The sequence below is a fragment of the Streptomyces sp. CNB091 genome (assembly GCF_000377965.1).
The window spans coordinates 75,901-90,974 of the sequence record NZ_KB898991.1 but is presented as its reverse complement, the minus strand read 5'-3'; the positions used below and the strand labels follow the sequence as shown (position 1 = coordinate 90,974).

Sequence of the window (15,074 nt, the reverse complement as noted above, 5' to 3'; positions counted from 1 at the left end):
GGAGGGCGGCCCCGCGGGGAGTTCGACGACAGGGCCTGGCCCTCAGGTCGCCACCGACGACAGCCGCTGCACCCCCCGCGCCGTCTCCGTGACCCCGCTCAGGAAGCCCTGGGCGCGGGGCGAGGCCGTGGCGCGGAGCCACTCCGGGGCGATGTCGCAGACCGCGACGTTCACGCCCGTGCCGGCCAGGGCCAGCGGGAGGGTGTGGACGACCGTGGAGGGGAAGCTGACGATCGTGCGGCCGATGGGGCCGCGGCGGGCGATGAGCTCCAGGGGGAGGTCCGGGCGGACGATCTCCAGGCCGGTGGCGGCTTCCAGGGCGTGGAGCTTCTCGGCGGACTCGCGGCGGTGGGCGAAGTAGCGGGTGGCACCGTGGGCGCGGGCCAGGGCCGTGACCGCCTCCTGGTACGGGACGGGGTCGACGACGCCCGTCTCGACCAGGGAGGTGCCGACCAGGTCCGCGCCCTTGCCGATGCTGGGCGGGCCGAAGCGGGCGCGGGTCCAGGCGAAGGTGTTCGGGGTGACCGCGATGCCGGGCGGAGCCTCGACCGGCATCGCGGTGAACACCTCGACCGTGTGGTTCGCCGTCGGGGTGAAGCGGCGGCGGGCCGTCGCCGTGACCGGGGCCAGGACCAGCTCGCGCGGTCCTGTGCGGCCCCGGCGGTGCCAGCGCGTCAGCCGTTCGCCCCGGGCCAGTTGGGCGACGAACTCCATGGTGGCCGTGCCGTCGTCGACCACCGTGAGGCGGTCGGCGCGGACCAGGGTCAGCAGGAGTTGCACATAGCGGGAGAACGGGTCGCCGATCACTATGTGGTCCGCGCGCCGGACCAGGCCGGCCAGGGCGCGCAGGGCCTTCAGGGGCGCGCCGGACTCGCCGCGCGCCTCCTGCCAGCGGACGGTGACGCCCTCGTCGCGGGCCAGCTCCGCCATCCGGCGCAGCTGACCGCGCGACATCGGGTCGACCGGGGGGAGGACGACGACCGTGGTGTCGGCCGGATCGTCTCCCCCCTGGGTGTGAACCCACTCCAGGACGTTCAGGAGCTGGACCGGGCTCTCGACGAAGGCGAGGTTCACCGGTCGGCGCTCAGACCGCGACCGGCTCGGGGGCCGGCGCGTTCTCGGTCTCGGCGACGACGCCCGCGACCCGGCGGAGCTTCTTCATCGGGCCGAGCTCGGACTCGTACACCTTCTTGACGCCGTCACCGAGGGAGGCCTCGATGGTGCGGATGTCGCGGACCAGGCGGGTCAGGCCCTGCGGCTCGACGGAGGCGGCCTGGTCGGAGCCCCACATGGCGCGGTCCAGCGTGATGTGGCGCTCGACGAACGTGGCCCCGAGCGCGACGGCCGCGAGGGTGGTCTGGAGGCCGGTCTCGTGGCCGGAGTAGCCGATCGGGACGTTCGGGAACTCCTGCTGGAGGGTGTTGATGACCCGCAGGTTCAGCTCTTCGGCCTTCGCCGGGTACGTGGAAGTGGCGTGGCAGAGCAGGATGTTGTCGCTGCCGAGGACCTCGACCGCGTGGCGGATCTGCTTCGGGGTCGACATGCCGGTGGAGAGGATGACCGTGCGGCCGGTGGCGCGCAGGGCGCGCAGCAGCTCGTCGTCGGTGAGGGAGGCGGAGGCCACCTTGTGGGCGGGGACGTCGAACTTCTCCAGGAAGGCGACGGCCTCGGTGTCCCACGGGGAGGCGAACCAGTCGATGCCGCGCTTGGCGCAGTGCTCGGCGATGGCGGTGTACTCGGCCTCGCCGAACTCGACGCGGTGGCGGTAGTCGATGTACGTCATCCGGCCCCAGGGGGTGTCGCGCTCGATGTCCCACTGGTCGCGCGGGGTGCAGATCTCCGGGGTGCGCTTCTGGAACTTCACGGCGTCGCAGCCGGCTTCGGCGGCCGCGTCGATCAGCGCGATGGCGTTGTCGAGGTCGCCGTTGTGGTTGATGCCGATCTCGCCCGTGATGTAGACGGGGTTGCCGGGGCCGGCGGTGCGGGTGCCGAAGGTGCGCAGGCGGGAGGTGCTCATGGTGGTGCTTCCTTACTCGGTGGGGACTGTGGGGACAGAGGGAGTGGTGGTGAGGCTGGGGACAGAGGGAGTGGTGGCGAGGGTGGGGACAGAGGGAGTGGTGGTGAGGGTGGGGCCCAGCAGCCAGGCCGCGATCTCGCGGATGGCGCCGTAGCCCCCGGGGGTGGTCGTGACGGCGCGCGCCGCGGCGCGTACCGAGTCGTGGGCGCTCGCGACGGCGACGGGCCAGCCGGCAGCTACGAAACAGGGCAGGTCGTTGACGTCGTTGCCGACGTAGAGGACCCGCTCGGGGGCGATGGACTGTTCGTCGCACCACCGCTTCAGCGCCTCGTCCTTGCGGTCGATGCCGTGCAGGACGGGGATCTGGAGCTTGCGGGCCCTGGCCGCGACGACCGGGTTCTGCTCGGTGGAGAGGATCAGGAGGGGGACTCCCGCCTTGCGCAGCGCGGCGATGCCCAGTCCGTCGCCCCGGTGCACGGCGACCGTCTCGCGGCCCTCGGAGTCGATCAAGACCCGGTCGTCGGTCTGGGTGCCGTCGAAGTCCAGGACGACCGCGTCCACGTCCGCGAGGGAGGGCAGCGGAGAGGGGTCCAGGAGCGGCGCGAGCGCGCGGGCGCGGGCCAGGTCGTGCGGGTCGTCGATCTCCAGCACCCGCGCCGGGTCGGTGGGGACCAGGGCGGTGTGGCCGAAGAAGCGGTGGCGGTGGGTGCGGAAGCCCGCCGCGTCCATCGCGTAGGCGGCGCCGGTCTCCAGGTGGTCCTGGGGGCGGTCCTGTCGGCGGGGGCGTACGGACTTGTCATGGTTGACGCCGTACGTTCCCTCCTCGACCGCGTGCCCGTCGCGCCAGACGAAGCCGTGGAACGGGGCGACCGTGACGGCCGTGTCCGCGCCCTCGTGGGCCACCGCCCGGGCGACGCCGTCGATGTCCTCGCGGGAGACGAACGGGCTGGTGCACTGGACGAGGAGGACCACGTCGACGCTCCGGGCGCGCTCGGCCTCGTAGACGTCCATCGCGTGCAGCACGGCCGCTTCGCTGGTGGCGGTGTCGCCCGCGATGGCGGCGGGGCGCTCGACGCAGTGCAGCCGGTGGGCGGCCCGCAGGTCGGCGGCGGCGCTCCGGGCGGCCTCGGCGATCGCCCCGTCGTCGGTGGTGACGACGACGTCGGTGACCTCGGGGGCGGCGAGCGCGGCGCGGACGGCGCGGGCGACCAGGGGGATGCCGCCGACCTCGGCGAGGTTCTTGGCGGGAACGCCCTTGGATCCGCCGCGGGCGGGGATCACGGCGAGGACGGTCGGGGGCGGTCGCATCGTTGTCCCTGGGGTCATGGTGGCTGCTCCTGGAGTCGTGGGCCCCGAGGCCCCGGGGGATCCTGCGGCGGTGGTCACAGCTCCCCCATCCGGCGGATCACGGGGGCGACGCGCTGGACGCCCTGGCGGTAGGCGCCCCGGGCCGCGTTGCGGACGGTTTCGCGCACCGCGCCCCGGACCCGGCCGGGCTCCTGCGGTGCGGCGGCCCCGGGCAGGGGCGTGCCGTCGGGGGCCAGGTGGTGGCGGCCGAGGATGCCGGGGAGGTAGCCGGGGGCGGTGGCGGGTGTGTAGTAGGGGGCCAGTGGCGGGAGTTGGCCGGAGGCGAGGAGGGCGGTCACCTTGGCGCGGGCCGTGTCGTAGGCGGTGGCGTACGAGCCGTCGGCGGCGACGCCCTGGCCGGCCAGCCACGCCCCGTCGGGCCGGGGCCGGATCCCGCCGTCGAGCCGGTCCCAGGAGGTGAGGAGCCCGGAGCCGACGAAGTGGTGGTTGCCGAGCGTCTCGCGGACGCCGAGGTCGGTGAGGACCGCGGTCGGGATGCGGCGGTGCAGGGACTCCAGCGCGGCCGTCGAGGAGACCGTGACCAGGAGGTCGGTGCGGTCCAGCACCTCGCCCATGTGCCCGTACACCAGGCGGAAGTTGGGCGGCAGACCGCCGGGCAGCTTCTGCGCGAGCTTCTGGTAGGGCAGTTCCTCGATGTGCGTGGTGTGCTCGCCGGGCTTGGAGCGCAGCTTCAGCAGCACCTCCCGGCGCGGGTGCAGCCGGGCGTGCTCGACGAGCCTGCGGAGCAGGTACGTACGATCGGCGCGGGAGGCCGGCACGGAGGGCTGGGCGGCGAACACCACCGTGTCGCGGCCCTCTTCGGGGCGGTACGGGGCTCCGCCCAGGAAGGGGAGGGCGGCCTCCGTGACGGCCGAGGCGTCGGCGCCCACTCCCTCGTACACCGCGCGGAAACGCTCCGCGTCGTGGGCCGAGTTGGCGAGGACGACGTCCGCGCCGTGGCGGAGGAGGAGCCCGTCGGCGAGCTTCTCGTAGACGACGCCGACGTATCCGGTGACGACGACGGGCCGGCGCGGCAGGCCGAGGGCGGCGAGACCGTGCAGCATGGCCTGGACGCCGCCGCCGACGAGGGCGAGGACGACGAGGTCGTACCCCTCGTCGCGCACGGTGTGCAGGAACTCGACGGCGGTGACCTCGCGGACCCGCCCGGCGTCGATCCCGACCTCGCCGACCTCCGCGAGCTGGCGGGGCGTCGGGGTGGCCCGGCCGCGCAGCAGCAGCCCGCTGACCTCGACGGGCCGCGCGTCCGGGCCGTCCGCACCGGCGGTCAGGCGGCGCGCGGTGAGCGCGCCCCATTTCCACCGGGTGTCGGAGTCGGCGAGGACGGCGACCCGCAGCGCCGGTCGGGGCGCGGCGGGGGTTTCGGCCGGTACGGCCTCATTGCTGGTACGTGGGGGCACGTCCTAGAAGTTAGGAAGGCATTTCGATGCGCGGCCCAACGTGATGGCAACAGATGGTTAACAGCGAGCCGACGATTGGGGGGACGGACCGAAAAGGGCCTCAATTCCGGTTCCGGAAAAGGTGATTCACCTGAGCGACGGGCGTTGTTCACCTCCTGGGCGCATTACGGAAAAGGAATGAGCCGGAGCCGCACCTAACGTGATGCGCGTGGTTAAGCTCTCCGTCATCGTGCCGTTCTTCAACGTGCAGGCCTACGCGCCCGACACGCTCAGAAGTCTGCGGGCCAACGCCCGCGAGGACTTCGAGTTCCTTCTCGTCGACGACTGTTCGACCGACGGGACACCCCAGCTGCTGCGCCGGGCCGCCGACGAGATCCCCGGGGCCGTAGCCCTGCGGCACGAGGTGAACGGCGGTCTGGCGACCGCGCGCAACACCGGTCTGGAGGCCGCCCGCGGCGAGTACATCGCCTTCCTGGACGGCGACGACTGGCTGGCCCCCGGGCACTACGAGCGGCTGGTGGCCCGGACCGAGGCGCTGGGCTGCGACTTCGTGCGCACCGACCACGTCCAGGTGAACGGCAGGTCGCGGACCGTACGCCGGGTGCCGCACGGGCCGCACGGGGTGGTGAGCGACCCCCGGGCCGCGATCCTGCCCGCTCACCGCACCACGTCGGTGGACTACGCGTTCGCCTGGGCGGGCCTCTACCACCGGCGGCTGCTGGACCGCGGGCTGCTGCACTTCACCGACGGGCTGCGCACGGCCGAGGACCGGCCGTGGATCTGGCGGCTGCACCGGGAGGCGGAATCCTTCGCCGTCCTGGGCCTGCTCAGCCATTTCTACCGGCGCGGGGTGGCCACGTCGCTGACCCAGATCGGCGATGTGCGCCAACTCGATTTCCTGCGCGCTTTCGACCAGGTGATCGCCGAGACGGCCGCCGACCGGGACGCGGAAGCTCTGCTGCCGAAGGCCGTACGCACGTACTGCGCGGTCATAGCCCATCATCTGGGCGCCCTCGACAAATTCGAACCGGCCGTGGCCCGCGAACTGAAGTCGCGCGGCGCGACGGCCCTGGGACGCCTGCCGCAGCCGCTGCTGGACGAGGCTCTCGACGCCATGGACGTGACACGAGCGACCCGGGTGCGCAAGCTGCGCCGCCGCACGGTCGCCGCGAAGGGGGCCTCGGCCGCATGACCATCCGGATCTTCCACGCCTCCTCGCCCGCCGCGACGGTGCTGCTCGCCGCGGCGGTCGACGCGGGCTGCTTCACCGGGCCCGACCGCCGGATCCTGCTGCTGTCCCGGACGGGACCGGCCCCGGAGGCCGTCGCCGACGTCACGGAGACCGCCGGTTTCGAGCGGCTGCGCGCCCGGTTCGACAAGGTCCTCTCCTGGAACGACGCGATCTCCCCCTTCCACCCGGACGGCTGGAACCCCCGGGCCGACGACGCCCCGCTGTGGGAGCGCCACTTCCGGCGCGCCTGGGGTCTCGGCGACGAGGCGCTGGAGCTGGTCGTGGACTCCCCGCACGCCGGTCCCGCCCGCGCCCTCACCCAGATCTTCGCCGGTGTCCCGGTCGACGTGTACGCGGAGGGGCCCGGCGGCTACGGCCCGACCGGGGAGAAGATCCCCCCGCTGACCGGGGTCCGGGTGCGGCGCCTGCTCCATGCGGACCTGGTTCCCGGGGCGCGCCTGTTGTTGCTGGGCGAGTACGGGGTGGAGCAGCGGACCGTTCCGGCCGAGGCGATCACCAAGGTCGTCGCAGAACTGGCGGACGCGGCAGTGGAGTTGCCCGCCGTCGAGTCGCCCGCGCTGCTGCTCGGGCAGGATCTCGCGGGGGCCGGGCTGATCACGGTGGCCGAGGAGGCGGAGCTGCGGCTGGAGATGGTGCGCGGGGCCGCGGCCCTCGGCCACCGCCGGCTGGTGTTCGCGCCGGACCCGTACGCCCCCTGGGAGGACCCGGCGGGGCTGCGCGCCGAGGCGGACCTGCTGGGCGTCGAGCTGACCGTGCTGGACACCGCGCGGCCCGTCGTGGCCGATGTGCTGCTGCACCGGCTGCGGCCCGCGCTGGTCGTCGGCTGCACCTCGGCCGCCCTGTTCGGGGCGGCCCGGTTCCACGGCCTCCCGGTGGCGGCCGTCGGCACGGGGCTGCTCCTGGAGCGGCTGACCCCGTACGAGAACGCCGAGCGGATACCGGCGACGCTCGCCGACGCCCTGCTGCCGGGGCTCGCTGACGCGGAGGCGGTCGCCGCGCAGATGCCGTACGCCGGTGCGGAGTCTCCGTACTCCGGTGCGGAGATGCCATACACCGGCGCGGAAACGCCGTACGTCGTAGCGGAGTTGGACGGTCTGCTCGCGGCCGTCGGGTTCGCGATGCGGCCGAGGGTCCGCCCCGATCTGCGTCCGGCGGCCGAGCGCTATCTGTCCACGCACCTGGACGACCGCACCTGGCGCTACTTCAAGCGCCGCCGCCTGGCCTCGCTCGCGCTGCCCGGAGTGGTCCCGGCCCGGCTGGCGTTCCTGCGGAGCAGTCCGGCCCTGCGCCGGGTGGCGCGGCGGGCCAGGGCGTTGCGGAACGGGCGGGGCTGACCAGCGGCTGGCAGCGGCTGGGGGGTGAGGAGCCCCTCCCGGCGGGCGCGGCAGGTGCGCGGGGCGGTCAGCCCAGCACCTTGCTCGCGCCCGCGCGGCCCCACAGCATGGCCGCGCCGAACGACAGGGCCGTCGTGGCCACCGTGATCCCGGCCACGAGTGCGGCGGCGGCCGGGCCGCCCAGGTCCGCACGGACGAAGGCGTCGGTGAGGACGCCGAGCACGAGTACGTGCACCAGGTAGGCCCCGAACGACGCGTCGGCCAGCCGGGTCAGGATGGGGCGCAGCCGCTCCGGGACGCGCAGGCCGTGCAGGGAGATCAGGACGCCGCAGCTGAACAGGGCCACCAGGACGTGTGCGTACGGGATCGCGTAGTGCACCTCGTGCTGGTACGCGATCACCCCGGCCAGTCCGGCCGCCGCGAGCAGCAGCCACGGGAGCCGCCGTCGGCCGAACGTACCGGCAGGGGCGGCGAGCAGCAGCGCCCCGAGCACCGCGTAGATCAGCTGGTACGGACCGAACGCCCAGCCGAAGCGGGGCAGTTCGCGGCCGGTGGCCTCGGCCAGGTCGCCGAACAGCGACGGGGCGGACGCCAGGACCAGCAGGGCCGCGCCGAGGCCCCAGGGCCGCTTGCCCGACCTGACCAGCACGACCAGGCCCAGAACCATGATCACGGGGAGGTAGGCGTAGAGGTACCAGAGGTGGTAGGCGGGGCGGACCGAGGCGAACACGGAGTCCAGCGCCAGCTCGCCCACCGGGTCGTCGTTGGTGCCGCGCAGCCTGCCCCAGGCGAGGTAGAGCGCCGTCCAGACGGCGAGGGGTACCACGATCCGCACGATGCGCCGCCGCAGCCGCGCACCGTCCTTCGGCGGGGCCCCGACCAGGACCACCCAGCCGGCGATGGCGAAGAAGAGGGGCACGGCGAAGCGCCCGACGGAGTCGGCGGTCAGCCCGGCCCAGTAGGTGCCGGGCCCCTGCGAGGCCGTCCGGCCCACGGCGTTCACGAAGGCCGATCCGGCGTGCAGCCCGATCACGCCGAACGAGCAGAGCAGCCGGATGAGGTCGATGTCGTAGCGGTGGTCGCGGACGGGACGGGGCGTCTGGGGAACCGTCGGCGCCGGGGCGGGGGCTGGGGGTGTGGTCGGCATGGTCCTCAGGGGGTGGACGGGGCGCACAGCGGGGATACGGGCGGGGTCGGGCCGGGCGTCACGTCCGGCCCCCGGGGCGGGCGGCGTGGTCCCGGTCGGCGGCGGACCTGGGCGCGGGCACCGCGCGGCCCGCGCCCAGGTCACCGGACGGGTCGCCGCCCGGGTCGCCGAACGGGTCGCCGAACGGGTCCGGCAGGCCGGTGAGTTCACGCAGCCGGGCGAGATTGTCCCGGGTCACCGACCAGAGCAGGTCCTGCCGGTCGTGGACGTCGGCCACCGCCGCCGGGTGGTCGGCCAGGACCGCGCGGGCCCGTTCCGCGAGCCGGGCGCCGAGGGCGCGCTCGTGGACGGAGACACCCCAGTCGGGCCGGTCGATGTCGGCCAGGAAGTAGGCCAGTTTGGGGTGCGAGACCAGGCTGATGACGGGGGTGCCGCAGCCGAAGGGGATCATCCCGGCGTGCCCGCGCATCCCGATCACCAGCCGGGTGCGCCGGTAGAGGTCCCGGATGGCGTCGTTGGAGAGCAGGTACAGGGGCTCCACGGGAAGCGTGAGGCCGTGCTCCCGGCGCAGGTCGTCGACGAAGCGTTCGTCGGCGGGCATGTGCGCGGCGTAACGGACCTCGGCCGACGCCGACACGGCCCGGATCGCGGCGGCCATCTCGGCGAGGAAGTGCCCGTAGTCGTGGCCGAAGCGGAGCCCGGCCCGGTCGTAGGCGCAGTTGACGAGCACGGTGTCCTCACGCACGGCCGGTTCGGCGAGGCGGGGGTCCAGGTGGCGGGCGACCGTGGTGGGGCAGGGCTGGTAGCGCACCTTCTCGCGCAGCGCCTCGGGCAGCAGTTCCCTGACCCGGGCGACGGAGCCGTGGTTGCGCAGCCCGAAGAACGCGGACCGCTCGACCAGGGCCCGCAGGGAGGCCGCGAACCGCTCGCGACGGTAGCGCTGGCCGTCGAAGACGTTGTAGCCGACGGCGAAGACCGCCAGCGGGGCGGTGATCCGGGCGAGAACGTCGTCGGGGATGTTCCACTGCCAGCCGCTGTTGCCGTTGGGCGCGGTGTCGGGGAGGAAGAGCCCGCCGCCGCCCACGATCACCGCCCGCCGGGCGTTGAGGCGTTCGAGGGAGGCCTCGTCGACCAGCAGGTGCGCGTGCTGCTGGTGCCAGCGGTCCGGGCCGGTGTCGGCGGTGAAGCAGCTGCGGACCGCCTCGGGCAGCACCTTGTCGCCCGCGTTCTCCTCGCCGTCCGCGAACAGGGCTACGTGCGCGAGTTGTTCAGCGGGTCGATTACTGACGGGCTTGCGCTCGGCTGCGGTCGGCTCGACCGTACGGGCGTACCAGGAGCGGCAGTTGGCGTCGGTCGGGTCGGCCTCCAGGCCCGCGAGCGCATAGCCGCGGGCGACCTCGGTGCGTCCCAGCAGCCAGGCCAGCCTAGCCAGTTGGCCGAAGGCGCGGGGCGCGAAGTCCGGGGATGCGGTCGCCAGCAGCAGGTGCGTCTCGGCTTCCTCGTACCGGGACAGCGCCATCAGGCAGACGCCGAGCGTCTCGTGGCAGCGCGGCAGGTCGGGGCGGCCCACGACGGCCGCGCCCAGCAGGGCGACGGCCTCGTCGTGCCGGCCGCGTCCCCGGTGGATCTCGGCGAGCTGCCGGACCAGGTCGATCGGCGGCCGGGGCCCGGAGGGGAACGGAAGCGCGAGGTGCAGCAGCAGATCGGGGTGCTTGGGGCCGGGCAGGGCGAGGTAGGCGGCCCGGAACGCCTCGTCGGCCAGGTCGAAGCGCGCCCTGGCCGCCTGGGCGGGGGCGAAGCCGGTACGGGTCGTGGGGACGCCCGCGAAGTTCAGGACGACGACGTCCTCGGGGACCGGCAGGTCGTCGTGGAGCCGCCGCGCCCGGAAGTCGTCGCGGGAGTCCAGGGGTACGAGAGGTACGAGGAGGCCTGCCGGGACGTCCTTCGCGGCAGGCGGCACCGGACCGAGGTCCTGGCGCTGGATCACCAGCAGCCCGTCGTCGGGGACGCCGCCGCGCGGGTCCGGGGCGCCGTCGGGTCCGGGGCGCGGCACGGCGGCCACGCCCGTACGGAGTCTCAGCAGGGCGTCGAGCCGGCCGAGGACGACCATGGCGGGGGTGAGGGCGATCACGGTGTCGTACCCGACGACGCGGAACACGTCCTCGCGTCCGCCGGCCGGGCGCGGGATCAGCCGGGGGTGCAGTCGGCGCGCGGCGTCGAAGGCGGCGTCCGGCAGGCCGGGGTGCAGGACGACGACGTCCTCGCAGAGGGCCGGGTCGCTCAGCGCGAGGCTGCGCAGGAGGGCGTGGAGCCCGGGCAGTTCGTCCGCGCCGGCGACGTACACGGCGAAGGCGATCCGGCGCTTCCCGGTGACGGCGCGGCGGTCGTCGGCGGCTGCGGTCGCCGCGGTGGAGTCGGCCACCGTCGCGGATGCGGTCGCCCTGGCCACAAGGCCCGTTGTGGGGCCGGTCGCGGAACCGGGCGTGGAGTCGTGCGTCGCCGCGGGGTCGGGGTGTGTCATCGCAGGGTGATCCTCACCGCGGTGTCGTCCGTGTTCGCGGTCCGTGTCCCGACCCATTCCCGTTCGCGCGGGGACAGCGCCGCCGGTCCTTCGAACCCGATGAGGTCCACCCGGGCCGGGGTGCCCAGGAAGTCGAGGAGCCGCAGCACGGTGTACGCGGTGCTCGCGGGTCCCGCGCCGCCGGGCTCCTCGCCGAGCAGCGCCGGGTCGTACAGCGGGCGGCGCAGCGTGGCGTCGCCGACCCGGTCCTGTGCGCCGGCGACGAGCCGGCCGCGCAGGGCGAGCCGCCAGTGCGGGAGCGGGTCGCCGAAGACCAGCCGGGCGCCCGCCCGCCGGTCCCAGCGGGGGCCCTTCCACGGGGTGTCGCCGCGCAGGGTGCAGGCGTGCAGGTCGGTACGGGCGGCGGGGGCGGTGTGGCGCGGCTCGTCGCAGCGCACGACGAGGTCGTAGCCCTCGATCAAGGCGGCCAGCGGGCTGCCGGGCCGCCGCTCCTGCTCAGCGGTGCGCGGCGTGTCGGCGACCAGGCACACCGTGCGGCCCGCGACGAGCCGGCGCAGCCCGGGTACGCCGATGGGCTCGGCCCCGCCCAGCAGCGGGTCGGCCATCGGGTCGCGGTCGGAGAGGCGGCGGTGCTCGGCGTAGAGCGCGGCGAGCCGGCGCACCGCCGGGTCCCCGGCCCCGAGTTCGGCGGTACGGAGCCGGACGAGGCCGGTGAAGGCGGCGCGGGCCTCGGCGGCGGGCAGGTGGCGCGAGAGGCGGGCCGCGGCGCGGGACGCCTCCGTGTCCGCGCCGGACGCCTCCGTGCCGGTGGCCCCCGCCGTCTCCCGGAACAGCGTCAGCGCCTCGTCGATGCGGTCCCCGGCGGCGCGGAGGGTGGCGATCCGGCGTTCGACGTCGCGGGAGGCGGCGGTGTTCTGCTGGAGCGCGAGGTGGCGTTCGTAGGCGGTGATCGCCTCCTCGCCCCGGCCGAGCGCGTCCAGGGCGTTGCCGCGCAGCCGCCAGGCGCCCTTGGAGCGGGTGCGCACGGCGGTCGCCTCGTCGGCCAGGGCCAGGGCGAGGCGGGCCTCGGCCTCGCCCCCGCTGTCCAGGGCCTGCTGCCCGGTCCGCAGCAGCGCGTCGAAGGCGTCGGCGCCCGGCGTGGAGCACGCGGTGGTCAGGGCGCCGATCGACGCGATGAGCCGGGTGCGGCGGGCGTCGGTGAGGGGGCCGGCGGCGGCGAGGGCGGCGAGGTGGTCGCCGCAGAGCCGCAGGGCGGCCAGGAGCGCCGGGTCCGGTCCGCCGCCGGGGCGCCCCTGGGCCGGTGCTCCCGGCCGTCCCGCCAGGGCACGTACTGACGTGAGCAGCCCGGTGAGGGTCTGGCCCATGCTCGTTCCGCCGTTCTGTGAGTCGGGCTGAGGGTCGGGCTGTGAGTCGGGCTGTCGGTCGGACTGTGGATCGGACGCCGGCCCGGGTCCGCGCCCCGGCCCCGGGTCAGAGGCCCAGGGTGCTGCGGGTGCGCCGTACGGTGCGGCGCAGCCGGACCGCCGCTCCCCGGGGGCCGCCGCCGGGCAGGGTGAGGCTCTGGAGGCGGCGGCGTTTGAAGTAGTGCTGGGTCGTGGGGTCGAGCCGCTCCCGCAGCCAGGTCTCGGCGTCGGGGCGCAGCCCGGGGTTGAGCTTGGCCTGCATGCAGTAGCCGACGGTCCTCACCAGCGGGGCGAGGGTGTCCGGGGCGGTGCGCGGCAGCAGGGGGACGGCCCCGGCGCCGTGCGCGTCCAGGTCGGGCACGAGGTGGTCGGTGATCGTCAGCGGGACGCGGTTGCTGTTCTCGTACGGGGTGATGCGGTCGAGGACCAGGCGGGTGCCGACGCGGGCGACGGGGATGCCGTAGTAGGCGGCGGCGGTGAACATCGCGGTGGAGAAGCAGCCGACGACCAGGGTGGGCACGCACCGCTCGTACAGCGTCTCGGCGAGCAGGGGGCCGTCCAGGGTGGTGAGCCGTACGCCGGCCTCGGCGGCGGCCTCGTCCAGGGCGCGGGAGTAGGTGGCCGGGGCGGTGGGATGGGGCTTGAAGAGGATGGAGGTGTGCCCGGCGCGGGCGGCTCCGCGCAACATCCGCACGTGCAGGTCCTCTTCCTCCTCGGGGGTGAGGATGTTGAGGGCGGCGAGGTACTGGCCGAGCAGCATCGCGGTGGGGGCGGCGGCCGCTGCGGCGGCGAGCTGCTTGTCCCCGTCGGCGGCGGCGGCGATCTCGGAGAGGACGGCGCGGAAGGCGTCGTCGGGGACGAGTTCCGGTTCGACGTCGGCCTCGGCGAGGAGGAGCGGGCGCAGCCCGGTGACCAGGTCGAGGTGGAGGACCCGCCGGATGCGGCAGGCGATGGACTGCGGCAGCCGGTTGCGGGTGGGGCCGTAGCTCATCAGGCCGTCGGCGTAGACGTGGACGGCGCTCTCGGAGAAGATCGCGGCCAGCGCGCGGGCCGGGTTGACCTGGATGGACTCGACGGCCAGGTCCACAGGGGCGTCGGGGGCGATGTCCCAGGCCAGGCGGAAGGCCCGCTGCCACAGGACGGTCTCCTCGGAGCGGGGGCCCCAGCCGCTGGGGTGGTGCGGGCTGATCGCCTCGTTCCAGTCGACGACGGCGTCGAAGCGGGCGGCGAGGGAGCCGTAACCGCGCATCTCCTCCAGGCGCAGGGCCGTTTCGGGGACGGCCGCGTTGTTGGAGACCAGCAGGATGCGGTGGCTGTCGGTGGCCCGGCCGAACTGTCCGGCGTCGAGCGCGGCGGCGAGCGTGGCCGCCCCGTACAGGGTGGACACCTGGAAGATCTGGGTGCGCGGGGGCGTACGTACGGGCGTGGGTACGGGCGTGGGTACGGGCGTGGGTACGGACATCGGTCAGGCGGCCTTCTGCTTGGTGCGCAGACGGCTGAGGAGCGTGCCGCGCTTGTCGTCGATCATCGTCAGGGTGCGGTCGAGCACGTCCTGCGGCATCCGGTGCAGTGCGGCGGCCGACTCGGAGCGCAGCCGCCGGGCGGTGGCGGGCTCGTAGTCGTCGGCCTTCTCGTTGTGGAAGGCGATCATCGCGCAGTAGGTGCGGACGGCCTTGGGCAGCAGGGTCTTCGCGTCCCGGTCCGTGCGCAGCTGGTCGAGCAGCGTGTCGTAGGCGGGGAAGAAGTCGAGCTGGCGGGAGTCCTTGATCTGGGTCAGGGAGGTGGTGACCCCGCGCCGGTAGAAGATGCCGTACAGCCCGAGCGACGCGTAGGTGCGGGCGCGCAGGTGGAGCTGCCAGATCCACAGCCGGTCCTCGGCGGTGCGCAGTTCGGTGGCGAAGCGCTGGGCGCCGTCGGTGAAGAGCCGCCGGTGGTAGATCCCGGCCCAGACGAACGGGTAGTCGACCATGGTCTCGCGCTCGGGCGCCCCGATCCCGTCGCGGGGGTCGAGCAGGGTGTCCCGGAGGGGCGCGGGGGCGCGCCGCACGACGCGGGTGGTGCCGGTGGACTGGACGTGGTCGGTGCGGGCGAAGTCGCAGTCGAGGTCCTGGGCGGCGCGCACGAGCCGGTCCAGATGGCCGGGGGCGTACCAGTCGTCGCCGTCGAGGAAGGTGAGGTAGTCGCCCTCCGCGGCGTCGATTCCGCTGTTGCGGGCGGCCGCGATGCCGACGTTCGTACCGTGTCTGATCACCCGGGTGCGCGGCAGCCGCTCGGCCCAGTGGTCGATGATGTCCTGCGTGCCGTCGGTGGACGCGTCATCGACCAGCAGGAACTCGATGTCCGGGTCCGCGTTGCGGGCCAGGCTGCCCAGCGTGGTCGGAGCGTAGGCCGCGACATTGTGGAGCGGTACGACAACGGACAGTTTCGGCACGCGTGCCCTCGCCTTCGATCATGGTCCCGACAACCTAGTGAGACGGCGGGAGGATCGGGTGACGCCCGCCACGACAGCGGGTGAACTCTGCGCGTCCGCGGAATGACCGGGCACGGGTGCCGGAGGCCTTACGAGGAGGGCTTGACCTCAATCTTGGTGCAATGCACTGCTCCACGATGCTCAGCGGTGCCCCGCCCGCCGACC

General features: G+C 74.3%; 11 protein-coding genes. 2 read left to right on the top strand and 9 right to left on the bottom strand.

The features are described 5' to 3' along the window. Positions 1–42: 42 nt before the first annotated feature. The 4 genes from D581_RS0104350 to D581_RS0104335 all read right to left on the bottom strand — a co-directional run bounded on the left by D581_RS0104350 (position 43) and on the right by D581_RS0104335 (position 4,782). Positions 43–1,074 (bottom strand): hypothetical protein, encoded by a 1,032-nt coding sequence (locus D581_RS0104350; RefSeq protein WP_018956010.1) that lies wholly within the window; start codon positions 1,072–1,074, stop codon positions 43–45. 10 nt (positions 1,075–1,084) lie between these two features. Continuing rightward, a complete protein-coding gene (locus tag D581_RS0104345) occupies positions 1,085–2,017 on the bottom strand; it encodes an N-acetylneuraminate synthase family protein (protein WP_018956009.1) in 933 nt (310 codons plus the stop codon). Between the two features lie 12 nt (positions 2,018–2,029). Then, positions 2,030–3,325: an N-acylneuraminate cytidylyltransferase gene (locus D581_RS01000000136855; RefSeq protein ID WP_018956008.1), complete on the bottom strand. Its 1,296-nt coding sequence runs from the start codon at positions 3,323–3,325 to the stop codon at positions 2,030–2,032. Between the two features lie 74 nt (positions 3,326–3,399). After that, positions 3,400–4,782 carry a DUF6716 putative glycosyltransferase gene (locus D581_RS0104335; protein ID WP_018956007.1) on the bottom strand — a complete coding sequence of 461 codons (1,383 nt, stop codon included), beginning with the start codon at positions 4,780–4,782 and terminating at the stop codon, positions 3,400–3,402. 208 nt (positions 4,783–4,990) lie between these two features. Here D581_RS0104335 and D581_RS0104330 point away from each other — a divergent pair, with 208 nt between their 5' ends. After that, positions 4,991–5,974, top strand: a complete 984-nt coding sequence (locus D581_RS0104330; protein WP_026290190.1) for a glycosyltransferase family 2 protein — start codon at positions 4,991–4,993, stop codon at positions 5,972–5,974. Further along, the gene (locus D581_RS0104325) at positions 5,971–7,368 is read left to right on the top strand and encodes a polysialyltransferase family glycosyltransferase (RefSeq protein ID WP_018956005.1); all 1,398 of its coding nucleotides are present in this window, start codon (positions 5,971–5,973) and stop codon (positions 7,366–7,368) included. The genes D581_RS0104330 and D581_RS0104325 overlap by 4 nt, the downstream gene beginning before the upstream one ends. A gap of 67 nt (positions 7,369–7,435) precedes the next feature. Here D581_RS0104325 and D581_RS0104320 read toward each other — a convergent pair whose 3' ends face one another. The 5 genes from D581_RS0104320 to D581_RS0104300 form a co-directional block, all read right to left on the bottom strand. After that, positions 7,436–8,515, bottom strand: a complete 1,080-nt coding sequence (locus D581_RS0104320; protein ID WP_026290189.1) for an acyltransferase — start codon at positions 8,513–8,515, stop codon at positions 7,436–7,438. A 58-nt stretch (positions 8,516–8,573) separates the two neighbouring features. Further along, positions 8,574–11,036: a polysaccharide pyruvyl transferase family protein gene (locus D581_RS0104315; RefSeq protein WP_018956003.1), complete on the bottom strand. Its 2,463-nt coding sequence runs from the start codon at positions 11,034–11,036 to the stop codon at positions 8,574–8,576. Further along, a complete protein-coding gene (locus D581_RS0104310; RefSeq protein WP_018956002.1) occupies positions 11,033–12,400 on the bottom strand; it encodes a tetratricopeptide repeat protein in 1,368 nt (455 codons plus the stop codon). Before D581_RS0104310 ends, D581_RS0104315 begins: the two co-directional genes overlap by 4 nt. Positions 12,401–12,506: 106 nt before the next feature. Next, complete coding sequence (locus D581_RS0104305; protein WP_018956001.1) at positions 12,507–13,901, bottom strand: polysialyltransferase family glycosyltransferase; 1,395 nt, start codon at positions 13,899–13,901, stop codon at positions 12,507–12,509. Between the two features lie 3 nt (positions 13,902–13,904). Further along, on the bottom strand, positions 13,905–14,870 hold the full coding sequence (locus D581_RS0104300; protein ID WP_018956000.1) for a glycosyltransferase family 2 protein: 966 nt from the start codon (positions 14,868–14,870) through the stop codon (positions 13,905–13,907). Positions 14,871–15,074 lie beyond the last annotated feature (204 nt).

Excerpts from the sequence above, each read along its gene's own strand:
- D581_RS0104345 (WP_018956009.1), bottom strand. The coding sequence starts at position 2,017 with ATGAGCACCTCCCGCCTGCGCACCTTCGGCACCCGCACCGCCGGCCCC.
- D581_RS01000000136855 (WP_018956008.1), bottom strand. The coding sequence starts at position 3,325 with ATGCGACCGCCCCCGACCGTCCTCGCCGTGATCCCCGCCCGCGGCGGA.
- D581_RS0104325 (WP_018956005.1), top strand. The coding sequence starts at position 5,971 with ATGACCATCCGGATCTTCCACGCCTCCTCGCCCGCCGCGACGGTGCTG.
- D581_RS0104320 (WP_026290189.1), bottom strand. The coding sequence starts at position 8,515 with ATGCCGACCACACCCCCAGCCCCCGCCCCGGCGCCGACGGTTCCCCAG.
- D581_RS0104315 (WP_018956003.1), bottom strand. The coding sequence starts at position 11,036 with ATGACACACCCCGACCCCGCGGCGACGCACGACTCCACGCCCGGTTCC.
- D581_RS0104310 (WP_018956002.1), bottom strand. The coding sequence starts at position 12,400 with ATGGGCCAGACCCTCACCGGGCTGCTCACGTCAGTACGTGCCCTGGCG.
- D581_RS0104305 (WP_018956001.1), bottom strand. The coding sequence starts at position 13,901 with ATGTCCGTACCCACGCCCGTACCCACGCCCGTACCCACGCCCGTACGT.